A 13,006-nucleotide genomic window follows, 5' to 3' on the forward strand; every position below is an offset into this window, starting at 1 on the left:
GATGACGATAAAAGAAATTGAATTATATAACTTTAGAATTTATAAAAATTCTAATCCTATTGATTTTTCGAATCATGTAGATAAAAATATTTTTGTCGTAAGTGGAAGAAATGGTTTTGGAAAAACTACTTTTCTAATGTCTCTTGTTTGGTGTTTGTATGGAAGGCAAATGCAAGAAGTTGATGATATTTATAAAAAAGAAATCGACGATCAAGGTGGCTATAGTAAGTATATTGCAAACTCACTAAATAGATTATCAAAATCTGAAGGAGATTATAAATTCCATGTATCTATTACATTTCATAATTTAAATATCCCTGAAGTACCTTGTAAAGAAATAGTAATAAAAAGAAGTTATAATACAAAAACAAGTACATCGGAAGAAGTAGAAGTTTTAATTGATGGCTATCCTAGTGAATTAGCAAAGGAAGTTGGACAAGAAATATTTATTCGCGAGTTTATCATGCCTATCGAAATTGCTAAATTTTTCTTTTTTGATGCAGAAAAAATAGTAAGCCTTGCCGAAGTAAATACTCCTGAGCAAAAAAGAAGATTAAGCAAAGCTTATTCAGAAGTTTTAGGAATCAAAAAGTATGAAGATATAAAAAGTGAACTTGAAGGGCTGCAACTGAAAATAAGACAAGACTCTGCAAGTGCTTCAGAAAAAAGTCAACTAAGATTGTTAGAGGCTGAATTTGATAATTGTGACGACAAGATTAAAGACAATGAAGCTGTAATTCAAGATTTAAGAGAAAAGAGAAGTGAAAAAAATAAAGGTTCTCGTGATATTCAAGAAAAGCTTATTAAGTCTGGAAGCTTAATAACTGTTGAAGAACTTCAAGAAATAAGGACTCAAGAAGAAGGGTTAACCAAAAAACTTGCCGAACTTCAGAATGAATTAAAAGATTCCTATGATATTATTCCATTTGCTATTGCTGGTGAGAAGTTTTTAGAAGTAAATAATCAACTAGTAAATGAAGCAAATTTTAAAGCGGCTAAATTTAAAGATGAAAATGTAAGAGGAGTTACTAATAAAATATTAACGGATTTAATTAAAGAGCCAAAACCAAATGATTTGGTCATTGACTACCAAATAGAAAAACATTTTGCGGAAACATTTGAGAAATTAATTCGTAAACATTTCTTTTCAGATGCTCCGGAACTACCCGAAGATTTTCAGATGCTTCAAGAATTTTCTGATTTGGAACAGAATGAACTTCAAGCTTTATTCAATAACATTAGATATTCCTTTAAAGAATCATTTAAAAGAATTACTTCTGAATATAATTTAGCAAGGAATGAGCTCAATTCGATTAGAAAAAAAATAAGGGATGCTGAAACTAATCAAGAGAGTCCAATGATTGCGGAGTTCAGAAAACAGAAAGAAGATTTAGATAAAGAAATTATTAGAATAGACGAAACTATTGACTCTTTAAATCGTGAAATTGGCGAATTTCATAATGAAAAAATTCAGAAAGGGAAACGTATCGAAGAGCTTTCCAAAAAACTTAATGTTTCTAAAAAAAATAAGGTTAAAGATGAAATCATAACAAGAAACATTGGTAACTTAAGAGACTTTATTGAAAAATTCAAAAGTAAAAAGAAAGAGTCTTTGGAAGAACAAATCTTAGAAGGATTAGAAACATTACTACACAAAAAAGGATTTGTAAAGAAAGTAGAAGTTGAAATCATTGGTGAAACCATAGATATTATTTTGAAAAATGTTCGTGGTGAAGAAATTAAAAAAGAATCGTTAAGTAAAGGAGAACAACAAATGTATGCTACCGCTTTACTTCGTGCTTTAGTTGAAGGAAGTGATATTCAATTCCCAGTATTTATTGATTCTCCTATGCAAAAATTTGATGAACAGCATGCAGAAAACATTGTTAAGTATTTTTATCCAAATATTTCAGATCAAGTAGTAATTTTCCCATTAATCAATAAAGAATTGACAGAACGAGAATACAATATTTTATCAAATAATATTGCTAAAACTTTTTTGATTAATAACATTCATGAAGATAAAAGTGAATTTATGCCATTAGAACCAAAAGACTTTATTTCAACATACAATAAAATGTATAATAATGCTGATTAATATAAGAACATCTGAGGCAAATAAAATAATTGTCCAAGAATTAACAAGACGTCTCAATTTAGGTGCTGAAAATGTCGTGTCAAGAATAGCCTTTTCATTTTCGTTATCAAAAAATATTAAACTTAACTTAGAAAAAGACTTGTTTGATAGTAAAGGTAAAGAATATAAAGATGATATTTTATTTGGAAAATACCGTGATTATTATATTGCTTTGATTTGTCAGCATTATAGTCTTTATAAAACGGATAAGGATATTGGCAAGTATATCAAAATGCATATTGATCATGGTTTGACCATAATGAATAAAATATTTGAGGAAAACAAAAATTATTCGGGACTTGATTTCCTTTTAGAAAATATTGAGACTGGTATTGAGAAACTTGAAGAAAATGAAATTTCTAATGATCCAATCATTTACGATGAGTACACAAGACAAAACAGAATAGTTAACAAAAAGTATTTTGCTGAGAGTATTAAATTATTGGTTGGGAAATCTTTTGACGATGAAGATATTTATTTCAAATTAAATGACACTTCAATTCATAATAATGCACATATTGCTGTAGCTGGAAATTCTGGAACTGGAAAAACTTATTTTGCTAATAGCATTTTAAAACAAGTAGTAAAGGAAAGTAAGGAGCAAGTAAATTTTATTTTTTTAGATTTTAAAGGAATAACTGAAGAAGATGAAAAGAAAAATAGCGAATTTTTCAATGCTACAAATTGTGAACTAATCAAAGCACCACACAAACCATTTCCTGTAAACCCTCTTTCTTTTATTGATAATATCAATGAAAAAAATAAAATTATGGGTATTAATAAATTTGTTGATATTATTACGAGTTATAGTAATATTGGTAAAAATCAGCAACAAACGTTAAAAGATGCCACTAAAGATGTTTTTGCTGATATGAAAGGTGGGCAATATCCTTCATTCAAACAAATTTATGAAAAGGTCTTGGATTACGAAGGAGACAAGGCTAGTACTTTAAGACAAATTTTGGAAGATTTGAGTGAATTGGATTTATTTGAAACTACCGTTGACCTTAAAAATAATTTTTTAAACAGTAATTATTATTTAAGTTTATCTGGTGATTTACCTAAAAATGTTCGTTTTACATCCGTTTTTTTGATAATTAACTACATTTATAATACATTTATGAATATGGATAATGCACCAATAGAAGGTGACTTTCAGGGGATGCGTTATGTATTATTAATTGACGAGGCTCATACAATATTTAAGGAAAAGAAATCACAAGACTTGTTAGAAAAAATACTACGCGAAATACGTTCTAAAGGAGTTTCAGTTATTTTATTAAGTCAAGGAATAGAAGAGTTTAATCAGCCGTCTTTTGATTTTAGCAGTATGTGTGAAACAGCATTCTTATTTGATATCAAAGATAAAACCAATTTAAAGATGATGCAAAAGTTCATGGGAATTGGTGAAAAGGAAGCCTCTAAGTTGAAAACAAGTATGGAGAAAATTCAGAAATATCAATTAGTATCTAACCTTAAAGAGTTTAAAATTGGGGAATTATTCAAGGCGTAATCAACATTAATTATGAATAAAAACTTTATCGAAGAACAATTTGAGCGATTTAAAGCTCCTTGGAAGAATTCCGCTTTTAACTATTATTTTTATTGGATTATTATTGGTTTTGGAGGTATTGGTATTTGGTTGACAATCTATGAAGAGTCAAACAAATCGAATCTAGATGTAACTGTTATTTCTAAATGTATTGCAACAACAGCTATAGCAATAATTTCGGCCAGTTTAGTTGATTTAAATTTATCGTTTAATCTAAAAAATGTTCCTAGTTTAATTATAAATAGTATTGCCTTTTTTGGTATTTCAATTTTTCTTTTAATACTTTCTTTTAATGTTACTGGATCTTATAGTTTAATTGCAGCTGTCCCAGGATATTTGATAGCATTACTTATTTGGGTCTTGGCTAATTCTGACAATGGAAAGCTGTCAGATGAAAGTTATTTTAATCAAATGACTGATAAGGTAAAGGAAATGAAAAACGCTGTGAATGATCTTTAACATTATGGAAAATAAAATCAAAGCTAAAAAAGTTGTTCAAAATAATCAAGAATTTCTTCTTGGTATTTTTAAAATTAGCCAAGTTCAAAATTTCACTAAATATACAGAACGCTTAATTGTTGGTTTCAAGGAAGTAGAGGAAGAAGACAGAATTTATTCTGATCAAACTCAAATATTGCCCGATTATAACCCGCAAATACAAAGAAAGACTAACAATCTAAAGGTTGAAAAAATTGCAGATTTCTTAATTACAGACCCTTCAGCAATGTTTCCAACAAATATTGTTATTGCCATACCTCTTGAAGTAATTGATAGTAAAATTGAAGATGAAAATAATGATACTATAATAGTTCTAAACTCTATAGTAAAAGAAGAATTGGAAAAAGAGAATGGAGATGTTTTTCTAACAATTATTGATGGGCAACATAGAATCAAAGGTATTGAGAGAGCAATTGAACGATTAAATGAGTCTATTAATGAGTATAAATCTCCTGATAATGTAGAAAAAACTTTAGAATTTGAAAGTAATAAAGCAATTTTAAAAAGACTACTTAATTTAGAACTAATAGTTACATTTTTTATTGATCCAATTCTTGAATATCAAGCAATGATTTTTTCAACAATTAATAAGACGCAGACTAAGGTACCTGAAAATTTAGTATTTAGTTTATTTGGACTGACCAAGGACGATACGCCTCAAAAGACTTCTTTAGAAGTTGTATTAGCTTTAAATGGTATCGTAAAATCTCCTTTTTACAATAGAATAAAATTAGTTGGGGGCAATTACAAACGAAATGAAAATATTCCATTATCACAAGCAACGATGGTAAAATCAATTCTTTATAACATCTCCAAAAATCAAAGAGATTCAGAAATTGAAAGAAACAAAGAAAGGAAAGACTTAAAAAATAACCCAAATAATTTAAAATTCCGTCTTTATTATGCGAATAACAATGACAAAATGATTATTAGAATAATGTATTCTTTCTTTAGTGCTGTTAGGTCTACATTTACGAATAATGATGGAGTTTCATATTGGGATATTGATAGTACGAACGAAACAAATGTCTTACAAACAAACGTAGGTTATCAGGCTTTAATGAAAATTCTTATTGATATTTTATCAATTATACCAGAGGATAAAAAAGATGACAAAAATACATATATTGAGCTTTTAAAGAAAGCAAAAGATATAAATTGGGAAGATAACGGAGAAGAAAAAAGATATCCCTTCACAAGTAGATCTATAAAAATTCTTTACACCGATTTAAAAGATAAAATAGGTTTGTAAAAAATGAAAAATTGATGAAGCTATAATTGAAATTTTAGGTAGTGTTTCAATATCTACGTAAATTAAAAAATGATGGGGTTTAAAATCCCCATCATTTTTTTTTAACTTTAACTTTTACACAGTCTTATGAAAAAAGAAGATTTATTAATCTCAAAATATCATTAATCTTAAACTTTCAACAACATTTTTAATTTCATTAATCACAATATCTAATTCTTCAATAGTGTTGTATTTTCCTAACGAAATACGAATACTATTAAACGCTTTATTTTCATCTAAACCCATTGCTATTAATACGTGCGATGGTTCTATACTGGCAGATGTACAAGCACTTCCGTTACTTATAGCAATAAGAGGTGAATTATTTTCTAAATTACTAAGTCCCATAATTAAAGCTTCACTATCTGCCCCTACGAAACAAAGATTAGTAACATTATATAAACGATGAGAGATGTTGCCATTGACAAATGTATCTGATATCAAAAGTAATTGTGACTCGATATGATCTCTCATCAATTTAATAAATTCAAAATTACATTTCATTTCTTCTTGAGATAATTCACAAGCTTTTCCAAGAGCAACTATACCTGGTACATTTAAGGTTCCACTCCTCAATCCTCTCTCATGTCCACCACCATGAAATAAGGCAGGGATTTTTATTCTATTTTGTCGTTGGCGCACATAAAGTGCACCCACTCCTTTTGGAGCATAAATTTTATGACCACTAAAACAAAGTAAATCAATACCCAGCTCATCAACATTTACTTCAATTTTCCCAACAGCTTGGGTAGCATCTGTCATAAAGAAAGCATTATAGCTGTGAGCTAAATTTGATATTTCCTTTATTGGTTGTATAACTCCGGTTTCATTGTTTACATACATTACAGAAACTAGAACTGTATCGTCCCTCAAAGAATTTTTTAACTCATTTAAATCGATTAAACCGTCTGACATGACCTTAAGATAAGTAATCTCATAACCTTTCTTTTCAAGATATTTACATGTATCTAAAATTGCACTGTGCTCAGTAAGAACTGTTACAATATGTTTTCCTTTGTCAGAATAATTTTCAACAATACCTTTTATAGCAATATTAATTGCTTCTGTAGCACCACTTGTAAAAACAATTTCATTAGTTTCTGCCCCAATTAATTCTGCGACTTGTTTACGAGCTGTTTTAACCGACTCATAAGCACCAACTCCAAATTGATGAGTACTACTTGCATTTGCAAAATTGCTTGTAAAAAAAGGCACCATGACATCGAAAACTCGTTGGTCAACAGGAGTGGTAGAATTATTGTCAAGGTAAATTAATCTTTTATTTGTTTCCATAATATTAAATAATCATATTTCAATTACTTTTAACAAAGTTAGGCTAATTTAAATTTGCCAGTATATTTTATTGGTTTAATTAGATTGCATTTTTTCGGAGATTTCTTTTAATATAAATTAAAGTAAAATCTTTCATTACTGGAATTCTGGTATCTCCTCGTGGCTAAAATTTACTATTGATGTAAACATAAAATATAAAAAATGATAAAAGTAATTAATGAAAGTTTGGAATTATATGATGGAATAAACTACTTGAGTTCTAAAAAGGAATATATAAATCTGTTATTCTAGACTGTCAAGAAAGTTTAAGATTGGTATAAGGTGTTCGATTGTAGCCTCATCGACTCCACAAAAAAGCCTACTTATATTAAGTAGGCTTTTTTAATTTTAACATGTTGGGATAGTAAACTCAACATAAACAACCTGCATTTTCATTATCTCTTCTACATCTCTATAACTTAGGGTAAATCGTAATTTGAAATACGCAACCTGAAAAACTACAGTTTTAGGACAACAATCACCTTTAATGTTTATCTGATATTTTTTTAGTCTTTAAAGAAAAAAGTTTTTCTTAAATGAGACAGAACTGGGTTTTATTTTAAGATACTTGCTTTTTTGAACCTAGAAAAACTGCATATTTTTTTGGTTAGAATTTTGGTGTTAAAATTTATTATCATACATTTATGTGATTAAAAACCAATTAATTATGAAAATATTCTTGATTTTGGTGTTTATTTTTGTAACACCTATATATATGTCAGCGCAACACGATGTGACTACCAAAGAAAATAATGGTGGACAAAGTCATGAATTTCATGATCCAATTGGTGTAGAGGGTCGTGTTCCCGAAAGAGGGCCAAAAGGCGAGCCCGGGGGGAAAGGAGGTAGTGACGGAGGAAAAAAAACAGATGCTGGTCCAAATACAACTGTTCAAGTTGGTGCTGGGAAAGTATTAGTTTCTCAAAAAGCAGCGAATCAAATGATTGCTCTTTTGCAAGAATATTTTGGAACTGACTTTTGGTCGAGTTTATTTAGTCCTTCTTCATTGCCAACAAATGGGATGGAAACACAAATGATTGAACGTATTCGTGCTTTAGCAACTGAAGCTGCATTAGATAATCGTCCAGCTGACGCAAAATTTTTTAATGATACTGCCACAAATTTTTTAAATAAATCAAGTGTAAAGATGCAATTCACTGTTCCTTCTGGATCTAAACAAGAAATTTCCTTAAATGAACCTTTGATTTATCATAATGTTGCTGTTAGAACTCCTGCTGGCACTTTTGCTGGAATGGTTATCACCATCCCTGGATTTATGAGTAACGCTCAAGGTAATAATGCAGAACTTTTAGTTCGATTTTATACTCCTAACGGAAGAACTTTATATGCTCATCCAAATGAAACTTTTTACAGGGATATTACGGGATTAGTTGTTACTGGTACTGGTGTACTTCCTATAACCAATAAATTTGTCGATCTTAGTTCTAGAACATTTCAAATTCCGTATTATGCGCTAAATCTTATGCCAACTAATGGAAGTGCAAAATATGAGATACTTGCAAAAGCTAGTTTATATATCAATAATATTGAAGTTATGACCTCACAGTATACGCAGATGTTAATAAATTATTAATCAAATAAGTTTTTATAAATTTTCTAACATAAAATCATTTAGAGAATTAATTAAAATTCCTGAACATTTAAAATAGCACTGCCTATTATACCCGATCGTATGTAAAGCACTATAAAGTTTTGAACAACTTTAAAAAAGGGGTATATGTCGGTTCTTTTTCGACAAAAAAATCTCTTTCGAGGGTTTGTTGGAAGTTTGGAAAAACTTTTTTGTCAGCAAGCTAGAAGCTTTTTTTTCGCTAGAAATCATCTCCTTCGAATATACGAATTTCCAAAGCTCACAACTTAGCAAAGCGCCATTACGTTACGAAAAACTTCATTTTATACTTTCGAAAAAAGTCGAAGCAGGTATCAAATGTTCGATAGAAATACAATCGACTCCAAATAAGGGAAGGACTAATACAACTGAATTTTTCATATAAATATACTATATGAAAAATAAAACCAGTGCCCAAAATTACAAGTTTAAACAGATATTCATTATCTTTACATTGTAATGATTTAATACGCTGAAAGTTAAGTGACCCTATAGGTGACCCTAGCTTAAATAATATATTGAAACACTTGTATTTACTGGGATTAAAATAAAGGCATCGGAACCTCTTTCTCCGCCAGTATTTAAAACCCGAAACGAAAGTTTCGGGTTTTTTGTTTTTATAGCTTTTCTTGTTTCTGTTCTTTTTGGTTGTGCGGAATATAATTTTCCTGAATCAATTCTAAAACTTGTGTGAGAAAAAAAAATACCACGGAGAACGCAAAGTTTTGGATAATCTAATTCATTAAAATCTTGAGTTTTGAGGAACGAAGACACGAGCGATAGAGAACTGATGAAGCAATGTTCTCGAGAAATCCCATAATCTTTGTCGAGTCACTCGTGGAGACCCTTCCTGCGTCAGGGTGATAAGATTGTGGTTTGTAGCAGGAAATTAAACGCAGAGAACACAAAGTTTTTAAATATGCTAAGCGTAGTAAAAACACAAAGTTCACAAAGCTTTGTGTACTAAAATGGTATAAACACAACTTAAATGGTAGTAAACTCTGCGAGAATCTTTGTGTTCTTTGCGTTAAAAAAAAATTAATGAGTATTTTTTTGCATGTTTCTCCACAACATTTAGCGTTGATCAATTTTCGCATTGCTAAGACGAATAAATATCGCTAATGACAGCTGTTTCTAATAGTTCGTTTAAAACACCTCTTGTATTGTTGCTATTACTCATAATTATGATATATGTGTAATGAGCGCTAAATTGAAATAGTTGGGCTAAAAACTGCTTCTACGTCCTTATTTTAAATATGTTTATTCCATACGGAGTATAATGCTCTTTGCACAAGTCTATACTCCGGATTAATTACTTCTTAAAAAAGGAGTTGTTTAAATTCAATTGCTAATTATTTAAATTATAGCAAGCCTAACTTTTTAGCTTTCTCAATTAAATCTTTATCACTTCCTTTTCCTTTTAAAAGTTGATCTTTTATGTTTGCTTTTCTTTTTTCGATGGCACTCATAGAAAGAGGAATGTAGTCAGGAAGATTAATAGTTTTAACTCCTTGAGAAATTAAGATTAAAATTTGATTATCATGATTATCCCAATTTATATTTTTCTTGAATAATTTTCGTTGAGATTTTATTATAGTATTGCTTTGAAATGTTTCTCCTTCAATGATTTTTTTACAAATGCTAGGGAATGACTCAAAGTCAATATCACTTTTTGATATGAATCCCTCAGGTTTTATGCCTTTAATAACTTTGTCTACAGTTAAGGGTTCGCTATGCATTGTAAGGAGTACGATTTTACAATCTATGAAATTTTCTCTAACGAGTAAAGCCAAATCAATGCCACTATCAATGTTGAATTCTTTATAAGGTGGAAGGCTAATATCTAATAATGCAAAATCAATATTTAGGTTTTGTTTTAATTGAAAATTTATTTTGTTGTAAGCATCTTCACAGTTATAACTCTTTATAAAATTTGGCTCTTTTTTTTGAAAATCATTACCAGATAACAGGTTAATATAGCTATCAACTGTCATGGGATGATCATCAACTATCAAAATAGTAAGGCTCGTATCCATTTTGTTTAATTTGTATCAAAATTACTCAAATATTACGGATATACCGTACAATTCAGACACGTAGAAGATGTTTTTTTGCTTGAAATGATTATTAATCTAAATTAATTTTTTATGAAAAGTAAATTATATATTACTGGGCTTGTTTTGCTTTCTGTGTTGACTTATTCATGTTCAAATGATGATGTTTATGAGACTTCAGAAGTTAAGAATGAAAATTTTAAAACTCCATTACAAGCGGGGTCAAAAGATGAGTTAAAAAAAAGAATAATTGATTCAACCGCTGTGTTTTTTATCGTCAAAGAGGATCCTCGCGAAGGTGATCCTAGTAATCCAAAACCACCAAGAAGGTAGTTTTTTGATTCCGTAATTATTTAAGGAAGGCTATGTGAATTATTGGTAATTACATAGTCTTCTTTCTTTCAATGAAGTATATTTGGTTTGGTAAAATAAAATTACATTTTGATTATTAGCACAAAAAATATTTGTTTGTTTTTAATGTTTTTTCTTTTTTCATGTAAAGAAAATACACCTGTCTTATTCGACAAAAGTCACATTGATGGTTTATCTGGGAGTAAAAAAGAGATATACCTGGATTCAATAGTTAATATTCTAAAATTTAGAAAAGACGATTCGATTGTCAGAGATTTATATTTAAAGATTGCTTCGGAATATTATTACATCAATAATTGCAAGAAATCTTTAAAGATTAGTTTGAAATCTTTGCAATTGGCAAAGGACTCTAATGATAGTATTAGAATGGCAAAGGCATTTTATTATGTGGGTGATTGCTATGAAAATTCCAAAAAAGATAGTGCATATTTTTATTATCTACAGGCTCAAAAAGTATATACAAAAATTCATGACTATGATAATGTTGGCAGAATGTTATTTAATAAAGCTTATGTTTTATTTTATGATGGTAATTATATAGAATGTGAAGCTGAAGTTTCTAAAGCATTACGTTATTTAAAAAAATCTAATGATTACTCTTTGGTTTATTCGTGTAATACTTTAATGGGTAATTGTTTAGAGAAATTAGTTAATTATGATGAGGCATTGCTGTACCATAAATTAGCATTGGGTGAATTAGAAAAAATGAAAATTCATAATAATGACAAAGATGAAATAAATAACTACAATGTAACCTCTACGATTAATATTTGTAATTTATATGATCTAAAAGGGGAATTTCCGAAGTCTATAAAAGAATTACAAGGCTTACTTTCTGAAGATTTGAAAAAAAAATGGCCAAGATTGTATGCCAATGTTTTGAGCAATTTAGCCTATTCTAAGATGAAAAATAAAGACTATAAAAATGTTGAATCAATGTTTTTTGAGTCCTTAAAAATTGTCGATAGTATAGGGATCGAATTGGATATTTTGTATAAAAAGATACACATTGGAGAATACTTTTTAAGTCAAAAAGATACTATAAAATCAATTCAAAATTTAAAAGAAGCAAATCAATTAGCGATTAAAATTAAGAGTAGTAATGAAAATTTGGTTTCATTAAAATTGTTGTCTGAACTAGATAAAAAGAATAGTTTATTTTATGCAAATGAATATATTAAAGTAAGTGACAGCATTAATACGGTTCAAAAAAATTCTCATAATAAATATGCCAGAATTGAATATGAAACTTCAAAAATTGAAGATAAAAATAAGGTTTTGGCCAAAAGCAATTTTTATATTTTAATTATTTCATTAGGATTGATTGCATTACTGGTAGTAACTATCATAGTGAGGTTTTTGAGGCATAAAAGCAAGGAGGTTCAGTTTTTAAAAAGACAACAAGCAGCCAATGATGAGGTTTATATGCTATTAATTGAGCAACATAAAAAAATAGATATCGCAAAAGAGAGAGAGAAAGCTAAAATAGCCAAAGAATTGCATGATGGTATATTGAATAAAATTTATGGAGTTCGAATGAATTTAGGCTTTTTTAATTCTAAAATAGAACCAGAAATAATTGAAAAACGGAAAATTTATATACATGAATTGCAAAACATTGAGTATGAGATTAGAAATATATCACATGACTTAAGTCGCGGTTCTTTTTTTGATGGTAATGATTTTAATGTGTTGTTGTCGGATTTGATTGAAAATCAAAAAGATATAAGTAGTACCCAGTTTAAATATATAAGTGATAAAACCATCGATTGGGGAGTTATTGAAAATATATATAAGATAAATATATATCGTATAATCCAAGAAACCATTTTGAATGTTAATAAACATGCAAATGCAAAATACTGTAATGTAATACTCAGAAAAAAGAAAAATAATCTTTTAAAACTGTGTATTATCGATGACGGAGTAGGGTTTGATGTTAAAAATAAAAAAAATGGAATTGGTTTAAGTAATATAAAGGAAAGAGCGAGTTCAATAGGAGGCCAATTTACTATTGAATCGAAAATCGGAAAAGGATCAAAAATTGAAGTTGCGTTTAATCCCTGGGCGTAAAAGTCCGTAATTTTTATGCATAAAGTCCGTAATTTTTAGGTGAATGTTACTGCTATTTTTACGTAAA

The 13,006-nt window shown here is 29.0% G+C and carries 9 protein-coding genes; 7 read left to right on the top strand and 2 right to left on the bottom strand.

From position 1 onward, the window contains the following. Window position 1 precedes the first annotated feature (1 nt). The 4 genes from dndD to IW20_RS19240 are packed head-to-tail and all read left to right on the top strand — an operon-like array spanning window position 2 to window position 5,439. Window positions 2-2,098: a DNA sulfur modification protein DndD gene (dndD, locus tag IW20_RS19225; protein WP_035626204.1), complete on the top strand. Its 2,097-nt coding sequence runs from the start codon at window positions 2-4 to the stop codon at window positions 2,096-2,098. Beyond that, window positions 2,088-3,650, top strand: coding sequence for a helicase HerA-like domain-containing protein (locus IW20_RS19230; protein WP_035626206.1), 1,563 nt, complete (start codon window positions 2,088-2,090; stop codon window positions 3,648-3,650). The genes dndD and IW20_RS19230 overlap by 11 nt, the downstream gene beginning before the upstream one ends. A gap of 12 nt (window positions 3,651-3,662) precedes the next feature. Further along, the gene (locus tag IW20_RS19235) at window positions 3,663-4,148 is read left to right on the top strand and encodes a hypothetical protein (RefSeq protein ID WP_035626208.1); all 486 of its coding nucleotides are present in this window, start codon (window positions 3,663-3,665) and stop codon (window positions 4,146-4,148) included. A 4-nt stretch (window positions 4,149-4,152) separates the two neighbouring features. Then, window positions 4,153-5,439, top strand: coding sequence for a DGQHR domain-containing protein (locus IW20_RS19240; RefSeq protein ID WP_165571462.1), 1,287 nt, complete (start codon window positions 4,153-4,155; stop codon window positions 5,437-5,439). 150 nt (window positions 5,440-5,589) lie between these two features. Here the strand turns inward: IW20_RS19240 and IW20_RS19245 are convergent, their stop codons facing one another. Beyond that, complete coding sequence (locus IW20_RS19245; RefSeq protein WP_035626214.1) at window positions 5,590-6,771, bottom strand: cysteine desulfurase family protein; 1,182 nt, start codon at window positions 6,769-6,771, stop codon at window positions 5,590-5,592. Between the two features lie 706 nt (window positions 6,772-7,477). Here IW20_RS19245 and IW20_RS19250 point away from each other — a divergent pair. Beyond that, window positions 7,478-8,404 (top strand): hypothetical protein, encoded by a 927-nt coding sequence (locus tag IW20_RS19250; protein ID WP_123869415.1) that lies wholly within the window; start codon window positions 7,478-7,480, stop codon window positions 8,402-8,404. Between the two features lie 1,397 nt (window positions 8,405-9,801). Here IW20_RS19250 and IW20_RS19260 read toward each other — a convergent pair. Next, window positions 9,802-10,434 (bottom strand): response regulator, encoded by a 633-nt coding sequence (locus IW20_RS19260; RefSeq protein WP_240478516.1) that lies wholly within the window; start codon window positions 10,432-10,434, stop codon window positions 9,802-9,804. 153 nt (window positions 10,435-10,587) lie between these two features. On the opposite strand from IW20_RS19260, the gene IW20_RS19265 reads away from it, so the two are divergent. Beyond that, window positions 10,588-10,827 (top strand): hypothetical protein, encoded by a 240-nt coding sequence (locus IW20_RS19265; RefSeq protein WP_035626227.1) that lies wholly within the window; start codon window positions 10,588-10,590, stop codon window positions 10,825-10,827. 108 nt (window positions 10,828-10,935) lie between these two features. Beyond that, window positions 10,936-12,939 carry a tetratricopeptide repeat-containing sensor histidine kinase gene (locus IW20_RS19270; RefSeq protein ID WP_123869417.1) on the top strand — a complete coding sequence of 668 codons (2,004 nt, stop codon included), beginning with the start codon at window positions 10,936-10,938 and terminating at the stop codon, window positions 12,937-12,939. Window positions 12,940-13,006: the final 67 nt, after the last annotated feature.

The sequence above is a fragment of the Flavobacterium hydatis genome, from assembly GCF_000737695.1.
Classification (GTDB): Bacteria; Bacteroidota; Bacteroidia; order Flavobacteriales; family Flavobacteriaceae; genus Flavobacterium; species Flavobacterium hydatis.